15 protein-coding genes and 1 pseudogene are annotated in these 21,888 nt (G+C 72.4%); 4 read left to right on the top strand and 12 right to left on the bottom strand.

Annotation, left to right across the window (positions count from 1 at the left end; translation table 11 throughout):
• Positions 1–64: 64 nt before the first annotated feature.
• The 5 genes from IE251_RS03405 to IE251_RS03385 form a co-directional block, all read right to left on the bottom strand.
• A complete protein-coding gene (locus tag IE251_RS03405; protein WP_189751411.1) occupies positions 65–4,075 on the bottom strand; it encodes a tetratricopeptide repeat protein in 4,011 nt (1,336 codons plus the stop codon).
• Positions 4,076–4,081: 6 nt separating this feature from the next.
• A complete protein-coding gene (locus IE251_RS03400; protein ID WP_189751410.1) occupies positions 4,082–4,405 on the bottom strand; it encodes a trypco2 family protein in 324 nt (107 codons plus the stop codon).
• Between the two features lie 251 nt (positions 4,406–4,656).
• Complete coding sequence (locus tag IE251_RS03395; protein WP_189751409.1) at positions 4,657–5,601, bottom strand: amidohydrolase family protein; 945 nt, start codon at positions 5,599–5,601, stop codon at positions 4,657–4,659.
• A gap of 589 nt (positions 5,602–6,190) precedes the next feature.
• Positions 6,191–7,927: an outer membrane protein assembly factor BamB family protein gene (locus IE251_RS03390; protein ID WP_189751408.1), complete on the bottom strand. Its 1,737-nt coding sequence runs from the start codon at positions 7,925–7,927 to the stop codon at positions 6,191–6,193.
• 88 nt (positions 7,928–8,015) lie between these two features.
• On the bottom strand, positions 8,016–8,762 hold the full coding sequence (locus tag IE251_RS03385) for a hypothetical protein (protein WP_189751407.1): 747 nt from the start codon (positions 8,760–8,762) through the stop codon (positions 8,016–8,018).
• A gap of 284 nt (positions 8,763–9,046) precedes the next feature.
• Between IE251_RS03385 and IE251_RS40600 the strand changes: the two are divergent.
• Positions 9,047–9,169, top strand: a pseudogene (locus tag IE251_RS40600) (IS110 family transposase); the annotation flags it as partial.
• A 98-nt stretch (positions 9,170–9,267) separates the two neighbouring features.
• Here the strand turns inward: IE251_RS40600 and IE251_RS03380 are convergent.
• Together IE251_RS03380 and IE251_RS03375 are read right to left on the bottom strand one after the other, a co-directional pair.
• The gene (locus IE251_RS03380; RefSeq protein WP_189751406.1) at positions 9,268–9,978 is read right to left on the bottom strand and encodes an ABC transporter ATP-binding protein; all 711 of its coding nucleotides are present in this window, start codon (positions 9,976–9,978) and stop codon (positions 9,268–9,270) included.
• A complete protein-coding gene (locus IE251_RS03375; protein WP_189751405.1) occupies positions 9,975–11,063 on the bottom strand; it encodes an ABC transporter permease in 1,089 nt (362 codons plus the stop codon). The genes IE251_RS03380 and IE251_RS03375 overlap by 4 nt, the downstream gene beginning before the upstream one ends.
• Positions 11,064–11,235: 172 nt before the next feature.
• Here IE251_RS03375 and IE251_RS03370 point away from each other — a divergent pair, with 172 nt between their 5' ends.
• Positions 11,236–12,456: a sensor histidine kinase gene (locus tag IE251_RS03370; protein ID WP_189751404.1), complete on the top strand. Its 1,221-nt coding sequence runs from the start codon at positions 11,236–11,238 to the stop codon at positions 12,454–12,456.
• The gene (locus tag IE251_RS03365) at positions 12,453–13,091 is read left to right on the top strand and encodes a response regulator (RefSeq protein ID WP_189751403.1); all 639 of its coding nucleotides are present in this window, start codon (positions 12,453–12,455) and stop codon (positions 13,089–13,091) included. Before IE251_RS03370 ends, IE251_RS03365 begins: the two co-directional genes overlap by 4 nt.
• A gap of 33 nt (positions 13,092–13,124) precedes the next feature.
• Here the strand turns inward: IE251_RS03365 and IE251_RS03360 are convergent, their stop codons facing one another.
• The 5 genes from IE251_RS03360 to IE251_RS03340 all read right to left on the bottom strand — a co-directional run bounded on the left by IE251_RS03360 (position 13,125) and on the right by IE251_RS03340 (position 20,208).
• Entirely contained in the window at positions 13,125–13,610 is a 486-nt protein-coding gene (locus tag IE251_RS03360) for a hypothetical protein (RefSeq protein WP_189751402.1), read from the bottom strand.
• 151 nt (positions 13,611–13,761) lie between these two features.
• On the bottom strand, positions 13,762–15,564 hold the full coding sequence (locus tag IE251_RS03355; protein WP_189751401.1) for a hydroxysqualene dehydroxylase: 1,803 nt from the start codon (positions 15,562–15,564) through the stop codon (positions 13,762–13,764).
• Between the two features lie 222 nt (positions 15,565–15,786).
• Positions 15,787–17,055 (bottom strand): CE1 family esterase, encoded by a 1,269-nt coding sequence (locus tag IE251_RS03350; RefSeq protein WP_189751400.1) that lies wholly within the window; start codon positions 17,053–17,055, stop codon positions 15,787–15,789.
• Positions 17,056–17,096: 41 nt separating this feature from the next.
• On the bottom strand, positions 17,097–18,515 hold the full coding sequence (locus IE251_RS03345) for a glycoside hydrolase family 43 protein (RefSeq protein ID WP_229896561.1): 1,419 nt from the start codon (positions 18,513–18,515) through the stop codon (positions 17,097–17,099).
• Between the two features lie 46 nt (positions 18,516–18,561).
• On the bottom strand, positions 18,562–20,208 hold the full coding sequence (locus tag IE251_RS03340) for a glycoside hydrolase family 27 protein (protein WP_189751399.1): 1,647 nt from the start codon (positions 20,206–20,208) through the stop codon (positions 18,562–18,564).
• Positions 20,209–20,677: 469 nt separating this feature from the next.
• Between IE251_RS03340 and IE251_RS03335 the strand changes: the two genes are divergently transcribed.
• Complete coding sequence (locus IE251_RS03335; RefSeq protein WP_189751398.1) at positions 20,678–21,784, top strand: ricin-type beta-trefoil lectin domain protein; 1,107 nt, start codon at positions 20,678–20,680, stop codon at positions 21,782–21,784.
• Positions 21,785–21,888: the final 104 nt, after the last annotated feature.

Genomic DNA, 21,888 nt, shown 5'->3' with positions numbered 1-21,888 from the left:
GACTGGAACGAGGCCCTCGTTGGACCCCCGACCAGCCGGAGTGCGTGTGCCGCGACCCGGCGTGTCAGTTCGCTGGGCGGTGGGGTGCGCCGGGTGGTCGGAGTCGGGCCAGTAGGCGGATCGCGCGGGATATGTCGGGAGCCGGCACCTGTTGTGGGGGTCGTGGCTCCAGCAGTGTCGCGGCCTCGGCCGCCCGCTCGCGATCCTGTCGGGTGGAGCCCAGCCCGGCACCGGCCACGGCGATGCGGTAGAGCGGCAGCGCCCAGGAGGAAGGGGGTATGCCGGGCAGCGCGCGCAGTGGAGTGCGCACCACCTCCAGGGCTTCGGCGAGGACCGACACGGCCTCGGGGAGGCGGCCGCTTTCGTCCAGGCACCAGACCCTCGTTCCCAGCGCGTCCAGCAGGTCCGGGACGTGCACAGGAGGGTCTGTCGCGACGAGGGCGCGCCGCAGACCGATCGCCTCGGCGAAGTCGCGGTCGGCCTCGTCGTGTCGCCGGAGCCGCAGCAGGATGACGGCTCGGTGGTGGCGGAACATCGCGATCGCGCCGGCCTGCGGCTGGTCCGCCGTCCGGTGGATCCGCAGCGCCGTGTCCACCCCCCGCAGCGCGGGGCCCCATCGTCCCTGGGCGTAGCGCAGCATGGCGTACCGGTCGATCACGAGTGCCGTGGGAAGTGGGTCGCATCCGGCGGGCAGGCCGTCCATGCGCCGCAGCAGCCGCACCGCCGACTCGATCGCGTCCAGCGACTCCTCGGTTCGCCCCAGCAGTTGGAGCAACTCGCTGTGCGCCAGGTGGGCGGCGGCCAGCTCGGGCCGGTGACGGGCCGGGTCCTCGTCGGCCAGCGCGGTCAGCAGGGCGATGGCCTCGGCGGTGGGCTCCAGTGCCTCGGCGGTACGGCCGAGCGCCGTCAGGCAGCTCGCCGACTGCCGCAGTGTGCCCGGCAGTTCGGCTCGTGCCTCCCCAGGATTGGTGCGGGCCGCCGCGCGTACGGCGCTGACGGCTTCCAGGGCGGCGTCCAGTGCGCTGTCCTGCCGTCCGACCGTGGCCAGGTCGGCGCTGAGGTTCTTCAGCGTGTGGGCGAACAGGACGCGGTCCGTCTCGGGGCGCTCGGCCACACAGGTGCGAGCACCGGTCACGGCCTCCTCGCTCACCGCCAATGCCTCGTCGTGGCGGCCGAGACCGTGCAGCCGGTTGGCGAGACCGACCAGCGCGCCCACGAAGAGGCGGAGGTGGCTTTCGGGCCGCTGGCGCATGAGTGCCCTGGCGACCTCGACGGCCTCGCGCGCCGTGGTCAACGCGGCTTCCAGGTGCCCGAGTTGCTCCTGCACATTGGCCAGGGTGGTCAGGCTCATGCCCAGGTCCCGCAGGTGGGCGTCGGGCAGCTGCGCGGCGAGTTCACACCGCAGCCGTACCGCCTCCCCCTCCTGCTCGTAGGCCCTCGTCAGGTGCCCGGTGCGGCGCAGCGCGATGGCGTGGGTGTGCAGGGCGTGGGCGTACGGGGCACGGTGCCGGGCGGGTCGTTCGCCGTGCAACTCGCCGTACAGCGCGGCCGCTTCCTCGCTCGCCACCAGTGACTCCGGCAGTCGGCCGAGCTCGTCCAGCCGTATGGCGAGATTGAGCAGCCCGCCGGCGAGTTCGCCCAGGTGCGCGTCGCGGTCGTGGTCCGCCAGCCGGCGCCGGATGGCAATGGACGCGCGGATCGCCTCCAGGGACTCCTCGCCCCGGCCGAAGTCGGCGAGCCGGCCGCTGAGCGTGGCGAGTCCGGCGGCCAACTCGGGCTGCCACCGGCCGGGTTGGGCGGCGGCCAGGCTCTCCCAGAGTGTGACGGCCTCGGTGGCGGCCGCCAGGGCCCCCTTCCGGTCGCCGAGGTCGTCGACCCGCTGGGCCAGGTTGCCGAGGCTCGTGGCCAGACGTGGGCTCCGCGCGGGGTCGTCCGCCGGGCGGGCGCGGTGGTGGGCGACGACGCGCTCGGTGAGGCGGGCGGCCCAGGGGGCCAGGCGCTCGCTGTAGTGCGGCAGGCTGCCGGCGAGACGGCCCAGCGTGTCCGGGGTGAGGCCGGGATCCGTGAGGATGGCGTCCAGGGCCGCCAGCAGCGGTTCGGGCGCGGTGGTGCGGGTGGCCAGGCCGACGGCATGCGGGGCGAGGACCTCTTGGTGGGCGAGGCACAGATCGCGCAGCGGGGCGTCGAGCTCGCCGTGGAAGACGGGGTGGGCGGCGGCCCGGGTGTAGAGGTCCAGCAGGTGGGCGGCCTGTGCGGGTGCGGCGCCCGGGGCGAGGTGGTGGGCGAGGGCGGGGTCGTCGTGCAGTCGCCGGCCGACGAACCGTTCCGCGAGCCGGTCGGGTTCCAGGCTGCCCCAGGTGGTGTTTCCGGCGGGCGGGTAGAGCCCGGCGATCCAGGCGCGCACGCTGTTGCGGCGGCTGCGGGTGATGCCTTCGAAGGAGGGCAGCCGCCGGAGTACGGCGTCGGCCTCCTCCCGGTCCACTCCCCCGACCAGCAGCGCGGCGGCGAGGGCATCCTCGAGCGTGTCCTGGCTCAGGTGCCCGTACAGGTCCGGCCGTGCCTCGGCGCTGTTCCGCCAGTAACCGCCCTCGTGTTCCAGCAGCCGGTCCTCCACCTGTTCCGCGTCGTCGCGCAGGGGTCCGCGCGATGCGCCCGGACCGCTCGGGGCGGCCGCGTCCAGCAGGTCGACGAGCGCCGTCATGTGCAGGGTGAGGGCGTTTCCGTGACCGCTTGTGTCCAGTGCGGGCGGGGGCAGAGCGGCGGCGAGGGCAGCCCAGTCCGGCCGCTCCGGGCCGTCCGGCGCGGGAAGCGCGGGCAAGGCGGGCAGGGTGGCGGCGAACGCGGTCAGGGCGCGCCGGTAGGCGGTCCGCCGGTCGTCCGGGTCGGGCTGGAGCCCGGTGAGGGCCAGCTTGCGCGCCCCGGCGAGCAGCTCCCTGGCGTACGCCTCCCGGGTGCGCAGTGCGGTCCACCAGTCGCCGTCGGAGCGGGCCAGGAACAGCAGTTTGAGGGGGTGTTCGCCGGAGTGCGCCGCGGCGGCGCGCAGCAGGGCCGCGGCCTGTTCGGGGCGGGTCTCGGCGTAGTCCAGTACGACCAGCAGCGGGGCGGCGACGTCGCGGACGACCTCCAGGTCGTCGGGCCGTGCCTCGGGGGCGGGCCACAGCACCTGCCACGGCGGGCGGTCCCCGGGCCGGTCGGCCGGGGCGGTCAGGCCCGCGGCCAGATGGCCGGCGAGCCGGGTCTTCCCCTGGCCGCCGGCGCCGTGCAGCAGCAGCGCGCCGAAGCCGTCCGCGGCGCACCAGTTTCCGAGGTCGGCGAGCGTCTCGGTACGGCCGTAGAACGGGACGACGTTCCGTTCGGCCCGCAGCAGCCCCGCCGGAGAGGCCGGCGGTGCGGTCGGCGGCCGTCGGCCGAGGTCGGCCAGTGCGCTCAGCTCGACGCCTTCCGGCGGGGTGTACGCCCCGGCCGCCGCGAGCGCGGCGCGGAAGCCCGGGTCGGAGTCCAGGACGGGGACGGGCACCGCCGTCAACATGCCGTGCGCGAAGTGGGCGGGGTCGACGGCGACGACCCCGACGAGCAGGTCCCCGCAGTACAGGGGTGCGCCGGAGAGGCCGCCCCATGGGGAACTCCCGGGGTCGGGCCAGGTGGGCGGATGCTGGTCGAGGGTGCAGTAGTGGCGGTCGTGCACAAAACCGCTGCCCGGGTTGATCTCGCACGTCAGCTGGTAGGCGTCGATGTCCCGGCCGGGGCGCTGGACCACATTGGGCAGGCCCCAGATCGCGGCTTTCCGCCCCGTGCGGTGGGTGACGAACCGGCCCCAGCGCAGTGGCCGGCCCTCCGGTTTGGGCCATCCGGAGCCGGTGACGCGGACCAGGGCCGCGTCGTCGCGGCCGTGGGGGGTGCCGCACCACACCACCTCTCCGGCATGGTCACCGGCCTGGCCGGGCCGGAACAGTCCTACTTTGGCGCCTTCTTCACGGACGAGGTGAGCGGAGGTGAGCACCAGGCGCGGGCCTACGAGACAGCCCGTGCCGGGGCCGTCGAGGCCGACCACTCCGACCAGACGAGAGCCTTCCACGCGGGGTCAGCGGGTGCCGGGGCCCGCGGGCCGGTTCCAGCCGCCGCGCACGGAGAGGTCCCGGCCGTCGGCGTAGCGGGGAGTGAGGGTGAAGGCGATGCGCTGGGTGCGTTCCCCGCCCACTCCCACCTCGGCGTCGGCGGACAGCACCCAGGCGCGGAAGCCGGTTTTCACGGTGGTGTCGGCACGCAGTACGACGGTGAACTCCAGGTCCACGGGCCCCACGGTGAACTGCAGGTCCTGGCCGTTCCCGCTCTCGGCCGCCGCCAGCAGTTCCTCGCGTATCGCCGCCACCGCGTCCGCCAGGCCGATCTCCCCAGGACGTGACATACGATCCCCCCGCCTCTGCCCGCCCTGTCTGGGCGGCGTGAAATCCACAGTAGCGACAGCCGGGCTCCTCCGGAGGCGGAATGCGGGCGGCCGGAAACGGGGGTGGTTCAGCGGGCCCGCCACAGTCCCCGGACGCGCGCCGACGGCCTCAATGGAGAGCAGGAAAACAGCTTCTGGCCAGTGACTCCGATACGGAAAAGGACGTAGGCCGAGTAGTAGTCGCTCTCTTTCACGGTGCCTTGTCCGCGGGGTCAGCGGGCGAGGCGGGGGAAGAGGGTCTCGGCGTTCTTGCGGTCGATGGCGGCGGCCTGGCCCGGGGCGTAGTCGGGGTAGGTCTCCAGGTGGTGGTTGTAGTAGCTGCCGGCGTCCTGCGGAGCGAAGGGCCAGTCGCTGCCGTAGAGGACGTGGCCGGGTTCGGTGAAGGCGAGCAGGGCGGGCAAGGCGCTGGGACTGGCGGACAAGGCGGTGTCGAAGTAGAACCGCTTCAGGTCGCGCAGGATGTCCTCGGCCGTGCGCTCCCGGTCGACGACGATGGAGGTCAGGCCGGTGAAGCGGTACGCGGCGTAAGGGAGGAAGCCACCGCCGTGGGAGAGGATCACCCGTACGTTCGGGTAGCGGTGCATGACGCCGTTCAGGACCAGGTTCAAGGCGCTGCGCGTCGTGTCGAAGACGAAGTCGGCGAGCGGGGCGGGGGTGCCCGGGAGCAGGTCCATCGGGGGCTGGGCGGGGTGGACGAAGACGTTTGCGCCGCGGCGGTCGAGCTCGGCCCACAGCGGTTCGAAGTCGGGGTCGCCGAGGTAGCGGCCACGGACGTTGGACATCAGTACGACGCCGTCGGCGTGCAGGGTGTCCAGCGCGTGGACGGCCTCCGCCACGGCGGCGTCGACATCGGGCAGCGGGATGCTGGCGAAGAGGCCGAAGCGGTCGGGGTGATCCTTGACGACCTCGGCGCCGTAGTCGTTCACGACGCGGGCGAGATCCCGGGCCTGCGCGTCGTCGCCGAGGTGGACGCCGGGAGCGGTGACGGACAGGACGCCGGTGGCGATGCCCTGCTCGTCCATCATCGCGATCGCGCTCTTGGGGCTCCAGCCCGGGATGGCCCAGCCGCCGGAGTCCAGGCCCTGCGCGGCGAGGGTCTCGGCCCACACAGGCGGAACGATGTGCTGGTGGACGTCGATGCGAGCGGGAAAGGACATATTGCTTCGCCCCCTGGCATTCAGCTTGCTGATCGCATTCATTTGGTAAGCCAACAGTTGTGCCGGCGCCTTCGCGGTGGCGGCTGACCGCGACGGGAGCCCAGTCGCACGACGGATGCGGTGCGAGTGTTTCCCGGACGCAGCGGACTCGGCCACCGGTTTGGGCACGGCTTGACGATTCCGTGAACCGCATCGGCTGGTCACCTCGTGTCCCCGCGCTCACCGAGCGCCCGGGCCCCTTCCCGTGCCGGTGTCCAGCCGGGCGGGTGATGGCGGGCGGGAACGGTCCGTACACCGGCGCGCGTTGGTAGCGTCGGAATGCTCCGTTCCGGCCGGGACGGCGTGCTGCCGTGGGCGTTCCTCTGACCGCGGCCATGGGTGCCGGCGGTGGCACGCTGGCCTTCACCTACGGCGCCGGCATGTCTGCTTTCTCCTACATCAGGAAGCAGAGCAACTAGCGCGGCGTGGGGCGGCCTCGACGGGTCGCCCCACGCGCTCCCTCGGCGAGCACCGGCTTCCTCCGGGTCGGCTTCCCCAGGAACGGGCTGACATGGAGCAAACCGGACTCGTGTCCCAGCCGCTTCGTGTCTCATTCGCGGCGCCCGCCCCGCTCGGACAGGTGCAGGGCGACCCGCCGGACCAGCGCCCTGTGCGCCGGTACGTCCTCGCCCGCGGCAACCCCGAGGACGTACCGGCCGGACACCACGGTGGCGTGGGCCACGGGCCTCGCCTCCAGGCCCGTGCGGTAGGTGTACAGCCAGACCCCGCTCCGCGGCTCCTCGATCTCGGCAGTCACACACCCGCCGAGTGGCGGGGCGCAGCCCCAAGGGATCGCGCTGGCCGCGTACGTCCGGGCGGCCGTCGCGTCGGGCGCGGCCCAGCGCACGGTGACGGAGAAGACGTCGTCGCCGCTGTCACCGGACTCCGTGGCGAAGCGGCACACGCTCGGGTGTGGCAGCCGGACTCCGCGAACGGTGCGACTCTGCTTCTCCGGCAGCCTGAGATAGTCCGGGGCGAGTTCCGAGAGAAGTCCGGCGTCCACCAGACCGCAGGCGTCGGGCCAGTGTCGCGGTTCCGATCCTCCCAGTGCGACGGGCCGGGCCGCGTCCTTGGCGCGATGCCCCGGCCGCAGTCCGGTATAGCGAGTCCCCTTCGCCTCCTCACTGCGGACCACGAGCAGTTCCCCGCTCGCCCCCAGCAGCGTCCCGGCGACCGGCCAGGGCACCGAGGCGGTCCGGCGGCCGTCAAGAGCCACGAGGTTGCTGGCTCCGGGCCCCTGGCCGGCAGCGTCCCCGACGGACCAGCGCGCGTCACCGGAGTACGAGCCGTCCGTGCTCGTGTCTTCCACGATCAGCCCGTCCCCCATGAAGGCGACGCCGGTCAGAGGGCGAGCACGATTCCAGGCGGGCTTCCCGGTGTCCGCCCGGAAGGCCCGCAGTTCCTGGCCGACTCCCGCGTACACGACCCCCTGTTCCTCCCCCACCGGATAGCCGAACTCCGCCTGCCGCAGGATCTCCTCACCCGGTTCCGTGAGCAACCGGAACTCGTTGTCCACGCGTACGCCGAGGGCCCCGTCCGCCGCACTGACACTGATGTCCCGCCCACGCCCCAGCCGCTTTCGCCATACGGACCTCCCGTCCCGCTCGTCCACCGCCCGGAGCTCCGCGGTCTCGCCCGGGCAGTGACGGAGCAGGAGAAGACGGGCCGCCGTCTCCGCCATGCGGTAGGGCACGTCCACGTAGGGGTCGGGGTCGGCGCAGTGGGTGTCCAACCGGACATTCCACCGGACCGCGCCGGTACGCGGCTCAAGGGCCAGTACCCGGTCGCCGTCCACGACCACCGGTCCCCGGTCCGCCAGGAGAACGCCTCCGCCGACGAAGTTGCCGGCCCCCTTCCCGTCCGGCCCGGGGACCGCCCTGCGCCGCCACAGCTCGCGCCCGGTCGCGGGATCGTACGCCCGCAAGGTGTCCTTGAAGTGGTCCTGGGTGTCCACGAGGAAGAGCACACCGCCCGACAGCCCCAGGTCGGGGGTCTCCTCCGCGAAGCCGTTCACGGTGGAGAGGAGCCGGCCGCTCCGGGTGTCCACGACGAGGACGGAGCGGCCTACGGGAATCGCCAACGCCTCGTCGCTGAGGGCTGGTGGTACGTCGTATGCGTCCAGCGCCCGCCCGGTGGCCACGTACGACCAGGCCACCTCCAGGGTGTTGGGAGGCCCGGACGGCTTGCCGGCGGTCCTCGCGTCGCCGATCAGCAGCACCAGCAGCACGACGGCCAGCAGGCCCGCTCCCGCCGCACGCAGGTCCGTACGCGAACTCCGACGTGCCATCCAACTCCCCGTTTCCCAGAACTTTCCGGAACTTCGCGGGCCTTCCCAGGTTCTTGCGGGCCTTCCCCGGAGCGATGAGCACCGCCGGTCAGCATGGCGCCGCGGGAGACCATCGGCAGGGCCGGGAGTCGTCCTCGAGCCGGAACCCTCCGTTCGGCGCCCCCGAGTACACGGCCCCGTACTCCGCGGCGTATCCGGTCACCGCGTACCGGCTCCCGCGCGGGGCAGGCACGGAGACCGCGCCCTCCTTCCCGTTCCGCACATAGCGGACGACCAGCCGGAACTCGCGGGACCCCTTCACGGCCACAAAAGTCGCCGACAGGTTGACCTGCTCGCCCGGCGCGAGCGTGACGACGTGCTCGTCGAAGTATCGATCGGCCGAGCCCTTCCCGTTCAGGAACACCGGTCGGGTGCTGTCCAGGTCTGCGTACAGTTGGATCTTCGGCTCACCTCCGGCGCTCTCCTCGCAGAGCAGCGTTCCGGCGAACGGCGGTGCGGGACGCGGCTGTTCGGGCTCGATATCGATCGAAGTGATGGTGAGGGGCCGTGTACCGCCTTCGATCGTGAGTTCGGTGGTGAGTTCACCGGCCCGTGCGCCACGATGGCGCCGGACGACCCCGGCCACGTCACCGCCGGTCACGATCTCGGCCCGGTCCCGCGGCGAGGAGATCCTGTCCTCCAGGGCCGTGCAGCCGCCGTCATCGCCGTCCTGCCGGGCGGACACGGTGAACGGCGCGGACGCAGGACTCGCCGAGGGGCTGCCTGTAGCGGCGGGCACGGCGGATTCGGACTCGCCGCCCAGGCCCAGGCCGTTGAGGGCGAGGGCGGTCAGCACCGCGCCGATCACAGGTATGCCGACCCCGAGATAGAGCAGCCGTCCGTGCTTCCTCCACCACGGCTCGGCGGCGGTGTCCGCTGTCCCGCGTGAGGTACCGGGCCGTGACCTACGCGAACCCACCCGCAACGTGGTCCGATTCCTCACCCGTCCCCCACCCTTCGGTGGCCCACGCATCCCTTGTCGCCACGGTCAGGCCGTCCGGCACCGCTCCCAGGCCCCGGCCCGGCATCCCGTACGCGTATTCCTGCTCCCCGAGCCCCGGGCGAGATCGAGCGTAGCGGAAGGCACCGCGGGTGGCCGAGCGGCTTGTCGAGGACGTCTTCGCCGCGTCGGACGAGCAGACCGTAACCGTTCCGGGGACCGAGGCGGCCTCGCTGATCGTCTCGAGCCCGGCCGCCTCATTGTTCGCCGGTCCGGGCGACCCGGTCTCCCGGGCCCGCTACGACAAGAAGATCGCCCAGGGCAGGCACCACACCCAGGTCCTGCTCTGCCTCGCCCCACGTCATGGTTGGCGATCCGCCCCGCCGGTGCCCTCGGGCGACGCCGCCAGGTGGAGCCGGCCGTCGTGGACCTCGGCGAGCCGGTCGGCGGCGGTGAGGTGGGTGCGGTCGTGGGTGACCAGGACGGTGGCGGTGCCCCGCTGGTGGGTGAGGCGGGTGATCAGGTCGACGACGGCGGCGCCCCGTTCATGGTCGAGGGCGCTGGTGGGTTCGTCGACCAGGAGCACGGTGGGGTCGTTCATCAGCGCGCGGGCGATGTTGACGCGCTGGCGCTGGCCGCCGGAGAGCTGATGGGGTCGCCGCGCGGCTTGACCGGCCAGGCCGACGGCGTCGAGGAGTTCCAGCGCGCGGGCGCGGGCGGTACGGGGTGTACGGCCGGCGATCCGGGCCATGACCTGGAGCTGCTCGGCGGCGGTGAGGGAGGGCAGCAGATTGGGCTGCTGGAAGACGATGCCGATCTTGTGGCGGCGCAGTGCGGTGAGTTCGCCGCGGGACAGGCCCGAGGTGGTCCGGCCGTCGACGGCGACGGTGCCGGTGTCGGGGGTGATCAGGGTGGCGGCGACGGCGAGGAGACTGGACTTGCCGGAGCCGGAGGGGCCGGCCACGACGGTCAGGGTGCCCCGGGGGACATCGAGGCTGACCCGGTCCAGGGCGGTCAGGCGGCCGTCGCCGTCGGGGTAGGTGAGAGTGACGTCGGTCAGGTGCAGGCTCATCGGGCGCTCCCCAGGGCGCTCAGCGGGTCGACGGAGGTGATGCGGCGGATGGACAGGGCGGCTCCGAGGACGCCGAGGAGGATGTTCACGGTGGCCGGGAGCACGACGGTGGCGGGTGTGAGCAGGAACGGCACGGCGGAGCCGGATACCAGGGCGCCGAGGGCGGCGGCGCCGCCGGTGCCGATCAGGGTGCCGCCGGTGAGCAGGACGGCGGCCTGGCCGAGGGCGTCCTTGAGGAGATCCGTGGTGGAGGCGCCCAGGGCCTTGAGGACGGCGACGTCGCCGCTGCGCTGGACGGTCCAGACGGTGAAGAAGGCGCCGATGACGAGGGCGGAGATGGCGAACAGGAAGCCGCGCATCAGTTGCAGGGAGCCGTTCTCGGAGGTGTAGGAGCCGATCGCGGACAGGGAGTCGCCGGTGGCGACCGTTCGGGTGCCGGCCTGCCGGTCGACGGCCGCCGTGTCGGCCCGGGAGGTGGTGTTCAGGGCGATGACGGTGGCGCTCGGGCCTTGGCCGTAGCCCGTCGGCGGCGCGGTCTTCCGCCAGATGTCCAGGCTGGTCCAGATCACCGGGGTGTGGCTGAAGTGGGCCTCGCCCTCGACGGCGGCCACCTCCAGCCGCCGGCCCGCCAGGGCGAGGGAGTCGCCGACGCGCACGCCGAGGTCGTCGGCGGCCGCGGTGGACAGCACCACCGTACTGCCGGTGATCTTGTCGCTGTGCGGTGCGAGGCGGGAGCCGGGTTCGACGCCGAAGGCCGAGACCCCGGTGCTCCTGCCTGCCGCGGTGGCCTTGGTGGTGGTGATGCCCAGCGGTTCGGCGCTCTCGACGCCGGGGGCCCCGGCCCACTGCCGCCACTGCCGTTCGGTGACGGTGGAGTCGGCATACGACAGGTCCTGCCCGCCACCGGGATCCTGGAAGGCGATCTTGTCTGCGGGCAGTTCCGTGATCGCGGAGACGTTCTGCTGCCCCAGTCCGGCCGTGAGCCCGGACAGCAGCCCGACCAGCAGGGTGATCAGCGCGATGACACTCCCCATCAGGGCGAAGCGCCCCTTGGCGAACTTCAGGTCTCTCCAGGCGACGAACACGGCCCTGGCCTGTCCTTTCCGGCGGTGAAAGCGGTAGGACCCCACCATCGCCGCCAACCCCCTGGGCGCGCGTCCGGCGCAGGACGGCACTTGGCGGGCCGAAAGTCCGCACGCGGGTTCTAACTTTCGATGGAGGTCCCGGGCCGTCCGTCTCCGTAACCTGGGACGTACTGTGAACACCGCTGCTCCCGCCCCGACCCCGACCACCCGGGCCCTGGCCTGGTGCCTGCACCTGCTGGTCATCGGCCTGCTCGCGCTGGCCGCCGGCCGTGCCGTGACCGGCGGCCGGCCCCATGCCGGGGTGGTCGTCGCCGCGTCGGCCGTGTGCGGCCTGGTGTACGCGGCCGGGCCCGTCCTGCCGCGCGTACGCCGCTCACGGCGGGCCGCCGCGCTGTGGCTGGCCGTCGTGGGCGCCTGCTGGCTGATGCTGCTCGCCCTGTCCCCCGACGCCGTGTGGGTGGCCTTCCCGCTGTACTTCCTCCAGCTGCACCTGCTGCCCCGCCGCGCCGGACTGGCGGCCGTGGCCGCCACCGCCCTGGCGGCCATCGCGGGCTTCGCCGCCCACCAGCACTCCTTCAGCCCCGCCATGGCCATCGGCCCGGCCCTCGGCGCCGCCGTGGCGGTCGCTGTGGTGTGGGGGTACGAGGCCCTGTACCGGGAGAGCGAACACCGCCGCGGGCTGATCGAGGAACTCACCGCCACCCGCGCCGATCTGGCCGCCGCCCAGCACACCGCCGGCGTGCTCGCCGAACGCGACCGGCTGGCCCGCGAGATCCACGACACCCTGGCCCAGGGCCTGTCCAGCATCCAGCTGCTGCTGCGCGCCGCCGAACGCGCGCTGCCGCAGGCGCCACAGAACGCGGCCCGCTACGTCGACCAGGCACGGCAGGCCGCCGTCGACAATCTCGCCGAGGCCCGCCGCTTCGTCGCCGCCCTCACCCCGCCCACGCTGGAGGGCACCACCCTGGCCGGCGCCCTGGAGCGCCTGTGTGCCACCACCTCCGCACGGCACCGCCTCACCGCACGCCTCCGCCTCACCGGCGACCCCGCCCCGCTCACCACCGCCCAGGAGGTCGCCTTGCTGCGCATCGCCCAGTCCGCCCTCGCCAACACCGTCCGCCACGCCGGGGCCACCAGCGCCGACGTCACCCTCGGCTACCTCGGCGATCACGTCGCCCTCGACATCGTCGACGACGGACGTGGCTTCGACCCCGGCCGGCTTCCCGCCCCCGACCCGGAAGCCGGCGGCTTCGGACTGGCCGCCATGCGCGCCCGCGCCCATGCCCTCGGCGGCACCCTCACCGTCACCTCCGCCCCCGGCCACGGAACCGCCCTGGCCGCCCGGTTGCCCCTCACCCCGCCGGCCCGGATCCAGCCGGAGGCCCGCCCGTGACCGACGCCACCCCCATCCGTCTGCTCCTGGCCGACGACCACCCCGTGGTACGGGCCGGGCTGCGCGCCGTGCTGGAGACCGAACCCGGCCTCGTCGTCGTGGCCGAGGCCGCCACCGCCGAGGACGCCGTCACCCGCGCCGCCGAAGGCGATATCGACGTGGTGCTGATGGACCTGCGATTCGGCAAGGGCATGGGCGGCGCCGAAGCCACCGCCCGGATCACCGCACGGCCCGGAGCCCCCCGGGTCCTGATCGTCACCACCTACGACTCCGACGCCGACACCCTGCCCGCCATCGAGGCCGGAGCCACCGGCTACCTCCTCAAGGACGCCCCGCCCGAGGACCTGGCCGCCGCCGTACGTACCGCGGCCGCCGGACGCACCACACTGGCACCCACCGTCGCCGACCGGCTGATGCACCGGCTGCGCGCCCCCGGCACCGCCCTGACCCGGCGCGAGACCGAGGTCCTCGCCCTGGTCGCCGACGGCCTGTCCAACCAGGCCGTCGGCGACCGTCTCCACCTGGCCGAAGGCACGGTCAAGTCCCACCTGGCCCGCGTCTACGCCAAGCTCGGCGTCGAGTCCCGCACCGCCGCCGTCGCCGTCGCCACCGACCTGGGCCTCATCCGCCGCTGACCCGAACGCACAACGGACGCCCGGGGCGGTGGGTCAGTCTCCTTCGGGCCAGGTGCGTTCCTGGCGGTGGTAGGTGCTCCAGTCGGCCGGCGGGTAGGTCGCCTGGGGAGCGGCGAGGGCCACGTCGATCGCGATCGCGGTCTCCTCGGGGAAGAAGCCGAGGTCGCGGATCAGCTCCATCGCCTGCACGGTGGCTTCGCCGAGCGGGCGTGCCATGCGGTCCGCGCCGGACGGGAAGGACAGCGGTTCCCTCCGTGCCATCGCGAGCGCCCGGGTGCCTCGCTCGTCCATGCCGAGGGCGAGGTAGCCGGCGGCCAGGGCGAGTTGTTCGAGCGCCGTGGACATGGACCGGGAAAGGTCCGTGATGCCGTGCAGTGTCTGCGCGGGGCTGCCCGCGATGGCGTCGTACGGTGTCCGACCGTGCTGTTGTTCCAGGCGTTCGCGTTCGGTCTCCAGCAGGGAATGTGCCTCCTCCAGCGCACGGCCGACACGCGCCAGTTCGGTCAGATCATGGGACATCGTGCATCCTTCCCGTCAACTGGCCCGACTCTACGAGCGTTTGGCGCGGCCGTGGCGGATGTCGCGCATAGTCGGCCTGATGGGGTGACAGATGGCCGGACCACGGCTGCCGCGGTGACCGCCCCGTCCGCCCGGGGTGGCTTCGCGCACGTCAGCCCAGGTCGAAGGTGTTGGGCAGGCCGAGCCGGTAGCGCACCTCGTCGACGCGTTTGAGGGGCTCCAGCTCCTGGGGGCGGTACAGCTCCCAGATCCGGCAGCGTTCGGCGTCCGAACCGTCCCGGTCGAGCAGCGCGTTGACGGCCCGCCGCGCCGACTCGTTGGCGCCCTCCATCGTCGCCAGGTCCACGTCGGTGCGGACGTAGTCCCCGGCGAGGAAGAAGTTCGGCACGGCGGTCCGCGCCGACGGGCGGTTGTACAGCGTGCCCGCGGGGTGGACCAGGAGCGGTTCCCGGTTCTGCGGATCGGGGCCGCCGAGTCCGGTGACGGCCGGATCCATGAACCAGGCGATCCGGTCGGCGTCCCTGAGGGTCGTCTTGCCGGAGTCGTTCAGGGCGTCCTTCAGCTGGGCCCAGCACTCCTCGACGACCTCCTCGCGCGTGCACTCGCGGGCCGTCTTGCCGTACAGGATCCCGGGCTTGTCCCACTCCGAGACGATCGCCGACAGGCAGTCGTGGGCGCGTCCGTCGCCGTAGTCCGCCGGGAAGTCCCGTACGTCCCAGAACTGCGCCTGCCCGATCGCGGTCACCGACCACGGGGAGTCGAGGCAGTTGATGTGTCCGTGGACGACGGGTGCCGGCGTGCGCAGATAGAACTGCACACCGGTCATCCAGTCCGTCTGCAGCGCGTCGCACCGGGCGAGCTGCGGGTCGGCCGCGCGCAGCGCGGCACCCCAGGTCCGCCGGGCGTGCTCGACGGGCATGGCGCTGATGTAGTGGTCGGCGGTGACGGTGCGTTCGCCGCTCCCGTCACGGGCCGAGACCCGTACGCCGGTGACGCGCCCACCGTCGTAGAGGACCTCCCGCACCTCCGTGCCGAGGACGAACCGGACGCCCAGGGAGCGCAGATGAGTGGTCCAGGGGTCGATCCACGCCTCGCTGGTCGGGGCGTTGAGCACCCGGTCGATGTCCGCGTCACCGTCCATGCCGCGGCCCAGCAGGCCCCACAGCAGCAGCGCCTCGATGATGACGCGGCCGACGGTGCGGGTGGAGGCGACCTCGGCGCGGGTGGCGACGAGGTTGCGGGTCTGTCCGATGCCGAGCAGGGTGCGGTACTCCTCGCTCATCCGCTCGGCGCGGATGAAGTGCCACCAGGGGGTCTTCTCCCACTGGTCCTCGCGGCGCGCGTCGCAGCTGGTGAGGTGGACGAGGACACGGCCGGCGAAGTAGGCGGCCTCGTGCGCGGGCAGCCGGCTGCCCAGGTCGAGGACGGAGAGGATCTGGTCGCGGATCCACGACGGGGTGATGTCGCCGGGTGCGGGCGGGGTGGTGACCCGCCGCAACGGGAAGTGGAGGTCCGGGCGGCCGGCTTCGCGGGCGAAGAGTGCCTCGGTGCCGTTGCGGAGGTTGTCGTGGACGCCGCCCGGGTTGCCGGGGAAGGGGATGCGGCGCATGGTGTCCGGCAGGTTCCGGTAGAAGCCCGGGAAGAAGCGGAAGCCGTGTTCCCCGGGCAGGGGTCTGCGGCCGCCGGTGCCGGTTCCCGGTACGTCCATCGAGCGCGCCTTGCCGCCGAGCACGTCGTAGTACTCGTAGACGGTGACGGTGTAGCCGCGTTCGGCGAGTTCGTGGGCGGCGCTGAGTCCGGCGACGCCGCCGCCGAGGACGGCGACGTGCTTGCCGGCGGGGGCGGCGGCAGCGGCGTGGGCGGCGGCAACCGGCGCCAAGGCGAGGGCGCCCACCGTGCCCCCGGCACCCGCGAGGAACCGTCTGCGGGTCGTTTCCTGGTGTCCTGCTGTCATGGATACGGGAGGGTAGAGAGGCCGGGGACGCGGCGACAGGTCGCCATTCGGCCACCACGGCATCCTCACAATCACGCGGGGGTCACCGGGGACCACCCCGGCCCGGCCGCCGTCGATGTGCTCCCTCGCGTACGTCGTCACCCCCGGCCCCGGGACAGCGGGCCGGGGGTGGCGGCGTCGCGGCGGCCGGAGTTCACCGGCCGGCGCTCGGTGGCCTCCCGGTCAGCCGCAGGCTGTGCCGTTGAGGGCGTAGGAGCCCGGCGCCGCGGTGTTGCCGGTGTGGGTGGCCTGGAAGCCGATGTCGACCGACGCGCCGGGAGCGAGGGTGGCGTTGTGGGAGACGTTCCTGGCCGTCACCCGGCCGGAGGCGGGCGAGTAGTCGGCGTTCCAGCCGGAGGTGATGGTCTGGCCCTCGGGCAGGGTGAAGGCGAGGGACCAGCCGTCGATCGCGGTCGTGCCGGTGTTGGTGAGGGTGAGGTTCGCGGTCAGGCCGGTGTTCCACGCGTTCACGGTGCTGGTGACCTGGCAGGTCGCCGTCCCCGGGGGCGGGGTGGAGGTCTGGAACTGCGTGAAGAACTTCCAGATCTCCTGCGGCAGCCAGGTCCTGGAGCCGCTGTCCCCCGGGGCCCCGTCCTGCGGAGCGGCGATGTGCCCTTCGTCGAACGCGGCCCAGACGACCGGATGGCCGGCCGAGCAGCCCGAGTAGGCGGTGACCCGGTGTGTCAGGCTGCCCTGGGCCGGCTCGGGCGGGTTCTGGGCGGTGCAGCCGTTGTTCCTGACGAACCTGTCCCGCATCTCCCGGCCGCCGGAGATGCCGAGGACGTTGTCCCTGAGCCCGTGCACTCCGAGGTAGGCGATGGGCCGGGTGCCGTCGGCGCAGCCGCTGAGCACCCCGCCGCTCTGGACCGCGACCGCGCGGAAGACGGTCGCACGGGAACACGCGAGCGAGTACGACATGGCGGCGCCGTAGCTGAACCCCAGGGCGAAGCGCTGTGTCTGGTCGACACACAGGTCCGTCTCGATCCGCTGGATCATGTCGTCGACGAAGGTGATGTCCTGCCCGCCGGTGTTGGCCCAGCCGTTGTCGAGTCCCTGGGGCGCGACGAAGACGGCGCTGTTGTCCGCCAGTCGCTGGAGCCCGTAGTAGGCCCAGGTGCCCGGGTCCACGGTGCGGCCGGTGGCGACGTCGGTGGAGGTGCCGCCCAGCCAGTGGAAGCCGAAGACCAGCCGGTACGGGCGGTTGCGGTCGTAGCCGTCGGGGACCCGCAGGATGAAGCTCCGGTTCCTGCCGCCGCTCTGGATCGTGTACGTGCCGCTCGTCAGTGTCGGTGCCTTGCCGCATCCGGCACTCGCGGCAGCCGCGTCGACGGGTGCGGCGGCGGTTCTGGCGGGGGCGGCGGCAGCGGCGCGGCCCAGTGCCGTGCCGCCCGTGCCGAGGACCAGCAACACCGCGAGCAGGCCGGGCCATAAGAGGGATCTCGTCCTTGTCATCACGCACCTTCCGTTCTGTTCGGGCATCGCCTTGTGCCGGGTCAGGACGCGGCAGGGGCGAATCGCCACCAGTCGACGTTGAACAGGTAGCCGCTGCCGCCGGTGAAGCGCAGGTAGAGGTCCTGGGTTCCCGTGGCGCCGCTGACCGGGCAGGTCACCGAGGTCCAGGTCTGCCAGCCACCGGTGGGGGGCACGGCGCACCGGCCCACGACGGTCCCGTTCGGGGAGCCGAGCCGCAGTTCGACGGTGCCGCCGCCGCTGCCCGAGGCGACGCGCGCGGTGAAGGAGGAGGCGCCCGCCCCGAAGGCCACGCCCTTGACCTTGATGTAGTCGCCGTTGTCGATGTAGCCGACGTCCATTCCGCCGTCACTGGCCGGTTCGGTCTCGATCCCGGATCCCCAGGCGATCGTCTCGGCCTCCTGGCGCACGTACGGGTTAAGCGTGCCGGTCTGCGGTGCGCCGGCGTTCGTCATGTTGATCGTCGGGATCGTGCCGTCGGCGTTGTAGGAGAACCGCTCCACCGCGACCGAGCGGGTGAAGCCGCCGCCGCCCGGCAGCGCGCCGTTGTGGTAGAAGAAGTACGAGTTGCCCTTGAAGTCCACGATCCCGGGGTGGTTGGTGAAGCTGCCGCCCTGTGTGGGCATGACCGTCCCGCGGTAGGTCCAGGGTCCGGTCGGACCGGGCGCCGTGGAGTAGGCGATGAACTCCGAGCAGCACTTGGCCGCGAACACCAGGTAGTACAGGCCGTTCCGCTTGTAGACCCAGGGTCCTTCCTCGTACAGGGTGGGACGGTTGGGGTCGCCGGTGCGGGTGCCGAATCCCGCGGTGGTGAGCGGGATCCTGGTGGGGGCGCCCGAGTAGGAGGTCATGTCGGCGTTCAGCTTGACGTACCAGAGGTTCGGGTTGCCCCAGTACAGATAGGCCTGGCCGTCGTCGTCGATGAAGACGGTCGGGTCGATCTCGCCGTTCTCCACCAGCGGATGGCCGAGGGCGTCCCGGAAGGGGCCGGTGGGGCTGTCCGACACCGCCACGCCGATGGCCATCCGGCCGGTGGCCCGGTTCTTCACCGGCACGTACCAGTAGAACCGGCCGTCGCGCTGCACGGCCTGGCCCGCCCAGGCGTCGGCGGACGCCCAGCCGAAGGTGGCCAGGCTGAGCGGTGAGCCGTGGTCGGTCCAGTTGACCATGTCGGCGGAGGACCACACCCGCCAGTCCTTCATGGTGTAGTACGTGGAGCCGTCCTCGTCGTGCCCGGTGTAGAGGTAGACCCGTCCGTTGTGGACCAGCGGGGCCGGATCCGCGGTGTAGACGTGCTGCACGATCGGGTTGTCGGCCCTGGCCGGGGTGGGCCCCACCGCGGCGGGGACGACGGCGAACGCCAGCAGCAGACCCAGGGTCCAGGCGAGTGCCCGGCTGAGCCTCGTGCCGCCGGCGGACGACCGCCCGGGCGGGATCGTCATCGTGACCTCCTCGGGGTGTCGGCGGACGGCTGCCGCGCGGTGTCCCTCATGGGCGGGACCACTTCTGGGCGGCCCGGCCGTCGCAGGTCCACAGGACCAGCGGGGTTCCGTTGGCGGTGCCGGAGCGGTCGGTGTCGAGGCACAGTCCGGCGTGGACGTTGCGGACCGTCCCGTCCGGGCCGAGGGTCCACTTCTGGTTGTCCTGGCCGTTGCAGGGCCAGGTGATGACCCGGGTGCCGTTGGCGGTGCCCTGGTCGTAGGCGTCCAGGCACTTGTCGCCGTAGACCCGGATCTCGCCGCCCGCCCACGTGGTCCACAGCTGGTTCGCGGCCGTGTGGCAGTCCCAGAGCAGGACCGTGGCCCCGGCGGCGGTGGAGGCGTTGTCCACGTCCGCGCAGCGGCCGGACGCCCCGCCGCGCAGACGGGAGGTGGTGGCGGCCAGCGGGCTGCCACCGCTGACCCGGTACACGGCCACGCCGTGCGCGGGGACGTTCGCGGAGATCTGCCCGGACGTGCTCGACGTACCGCCGGTCCACAGGTCGGTGAGGGTGAACGGCCCGCCGGACAGGCCGACTTGCGCGGGCGAGGTGGTGACCGTCGCGGCATCCGAGCCCCGGTTGAACAGGCCCACCGCGACCGAACCGTCCGACAGCGGCTTGGCGAACACCTCGGTGGCGCCGTCGTCGCGCACCCTGCGTCCTCCCGCACCGAGCGGATCCTGGTTCACCGCCAGCAGACGCGGATTGCGCAGGATGGCGCTCACGTCGGCGGACATGGTGCGGATGTCGTTGCCGGCCATCAGCGGGGCGCCCAGCAGGGCCCACAGGGCGAAGTGGGAGCGGGACTCGGTCAGCGTCAGGCCCGGGCGGCCGACGACCAGCATGTCGGGGTCGTTGAAGTGGCCCGGGCCCGACTGGGCCGCCAGCGGCGCGGTGACGTCGAGGACGTTGCCGACGCCCATCGGGTAGCTGTTGGTGTTGCCGTTCTGCCAGATGTCGAGCAGGTCCTCGGTCGTCCGCCACAGGTCGGCGACCTCGCCCCAGTTGTACGTGGAGCCGGTGATGGCGTGCAGGCTGTTGGGGTTGATGCTGTAGACGATCGGACGGCCGGTGGCGCGCAGCGCGTCGCGCATGAGCGTGAACCGCGCGACCTGTTCGTCACGGGTACCGCTGGAGGAACACCAGTCGTACTTGAGGTAGTCCACGCCCCAGGAGGCGAACGCGGCGGCGTCCTGGGCCTCGTGGCCCTTGCTGCCGGTCGACCCCGGGTAGCCGCCCGTGGCCTGTGCGCAGGTGCGCTCGTTCGGCACCTGGTAGATGCCGAACTTCAGGCCCTTGCCGTGGATGTAGTCCCCGAGCGCCTTCATCCCGCTCGGGAACTTGGTGGGATTCGCCCGCAGGTTGCCCTGCGCGTCACGCTGCGGGTCGAACCAGCAGTCGTCGACCACCACATACCGGTAGCCGGCGTCCCGCATGCCCGAGGAGACCATCGCGTCGGCGGCCTGGCGGACCTGGGCCTCGGTGATCCCGCACCCGAAGCTGTTCCAGCTGTTCCACCCCAACGGCGGGGTGAGCGCCGGGCTGCCCGGCGCGGCGGAGGCGGTGGAGTGAGAGGCGGCCGTCAGGGACGCAGTGACCGTCAGTGCGGCGGTCGCGAGGAGGCGGAACAGTCGTCCGCCCGATCGTCTGAGCACCGGGGGCTCCTTTCCCGGAGGAACGTCACGTCATGAGCGGGCGACGCGCGGGGTGACGCGCTGGGTGACGCGCGATCGAATGTCAGGCTCATGACAGTGGAGAGTGGAAGGGTTCGCAATTTCGAACGGCATTCGGAAAGTTGGGCCTCACGGATACTAGAGAGACCTCCGGGCATGTCAACACCGCCCGGCCTCCCGGCTTCGCCGGATCAGCCGGCAAGGGCCGCACATGCGCATCGAGCTGTGGCGGTTGGCCAATGGGCCCGTAGCGGCGCCGGAACCCGCACTTGCGAAGGTTTCGGCGTACGTGACGAATCATGCGGGGAGGATTGACGCACCCCGCTGACCGCCTATCATCCAGGTTGCTCGATAGGCCAATCAACGTTCGATATGACGAACTTACCCGTCAATCCATGGACGGCGAGCAGTCCCGTCGCCCCGGCCATCACTCTCAGAAGAGGACGTGTGCATGAGAAAGTCCTGGACCCTCACCCTGGTCACGCTGGTCGCCGCCGCGCTCGGGGTCACGACGGCCGGTGTGACCCCTGCCTCCGCCGCCTCCAACACCCCCTTACGCCTCATGCCGTTGGGCGACTCCATAACCTGGGGCGTGGGGAGCAGCACGGGCAACGGCTACCGGGGACCGTTGTGGAACGAGCTCGCGGCGGACGGGCATCCGCTGGACTTCGTGGGCACGGTGCGCAACGGTCCGATGTCCGACCCCGACAACGAAGGCCACTCCGGGTACCGCATCGACCAGATCGCCGCACTCGCCGACGCCTCGCTGACCCGTTACCGGCCCAACGTCGTGACCCTGCACATCGGAACCAACGACCTCCAGGGGGCCTCCGAGGTCGACACCGCCGTCGCCCGGCTGCGCTCGCTGGTCGGTCAGGTCACCGCCGACGTCCCCGACGCGACCGTCCTCGTCGCCTCCCTGGTGGTGTCCACCAGCGCCTCGGAGGAACGGTTCCGGGGCGCGTACAACCAGGCCGCCTCCCGCATCGTCAGTGACGCGCGGGCCGCGGGCAAGCACGTCGCGTACGTGGACATGAGCGGCCTGACCACGGCCGACCTGGCCGATCCCCTGCATCCCAACGACGCCGGCTACCAGAAGATGGCCGACGCCTTCCACCGCGGCGTCCAGGCCGCGGACAACGCCGGGTGGCTGAGGAACCCGGCGCCCGCCCCCACCCGTGTGCAGTCCGGCATCGCCGGCAAGTGCCTGGACGTCAGCGGCGCCAACAGCGCCGACGGGACCGCCGTCCAGATCTGGAGCTGCGGCAACGGCGCCAACCAGATCTGGTCCGCCTACACCGACGGCACGCTGCGTTCCCTGGGCAAGTGCCTCGACGCGGCCGGCGGGAGCACGGCCAACGGTACGAAGGTGCAGATCTGGTCCTGCCACGGCGGCGCCAACCAGGTCTGGCAGCCCTACAACGGCGGCTACCGCAACCCCGCCTCCGGCCGCTGCCTCGACGACCCGGGCTTCTCCACGGCCGACGGCACGCAGCTCCAGCTGTGGGACTGCACCGGCGGCGCCAACCAGAAGTGGACCACACTGACCGCCGGATGACCCAGGTATCCGTGAGGTGCCGGCCGGTCCGGGCGGTGGTGTTTCGAACGCCTGCGGCCTCTTGTCGACCTGCGGGGTCGTATGCAGGGGTGAGGCGGTCGGGC

It is taken from the genome of Streptomyces eurythermus (assembly GCF_014649115.1).
Taxonomy (GTDB): domain Bacteria; phylum Actinomycetota; class Actinomycetes; order Streptomycetales; family Streptomycetaceae; genus Streptomyces; species Streptomyces eurythermus.
This window is presented reverse-complemented; position numbering and strand designations above follow the sequence as displayed.

What these genes read in the sequence shown, in the direction of transcription:
- IE251_RS03400 (WP_189751410.1), bottom strand. Translation starts at nt 4,405, where the DNA reads ATGTCACGTCCTGGGGAGATCGGCCTGGCGGACGCGGTGGCGGCGATA.
- IE251_RS03395 (WP_189751409.1), bottom strand. Translation starts at nt 5,601, where the DNA reads ATGTCCTTTCCCGCTCGCATCGACGTCCACCAGCACATCGTTCCGCCT.
- IE251_RS03390 (WP_189751408.1), bottom strand. Translation starts at nt 7,927, where the DNA reads ATGGCACGTCGGAGTTCGCGTACGGACCTGCGTGCGGCGGGAGCGGGC.
- IE251_RS03380 (WP_189751406.1), bottom strand. Translation starts at nt 9,978, where the DNA reads ATGAGCCTGCACCTGACCGACGTCACTCTCACCTACCCCGACGGCGAC.
- IE251_RS03360 (WP_189751402.1), bottom strand. Translation starts at nt 13,610, where the DNA reads ATGTCCCATGATCTGACCGAACTGGCGCGTGTCGGCCGTGCGCTGGAG.
- IE251_RS03355 (WP_189751401.1), bottom strand. Translation starts at nt 15,564, where the DNA reads ATGACAGCAGGACACCAGGAAACGACCCGCAGACGGTTCCTCGCGGGT.
- IE251_RS03350 (WP_189751400.1), bottom strand. Translation starts at nt 17,055, where the DNA reads ATGACAAGGACGAGATCCCTCTTATGGCCCGGCCTGCTCGCGGTGTTG.
- IE251_RS03345 (WP_229896561.1), bottom strand. Translation starts at nt 18,515, where the DNA reads ATGACGATCCCGCCCGGGCGGTCGTCCGCCGGCGGCACGAGGCTCAGC.
- IE251_RS03335 (WP_189751398.1), top strand. Translation starts at nt 20,678, where the DNA reads ATGAGAAAGTCCTGGACCCTCACCCTGGTCACGCTGGTCGCCGCCGCG.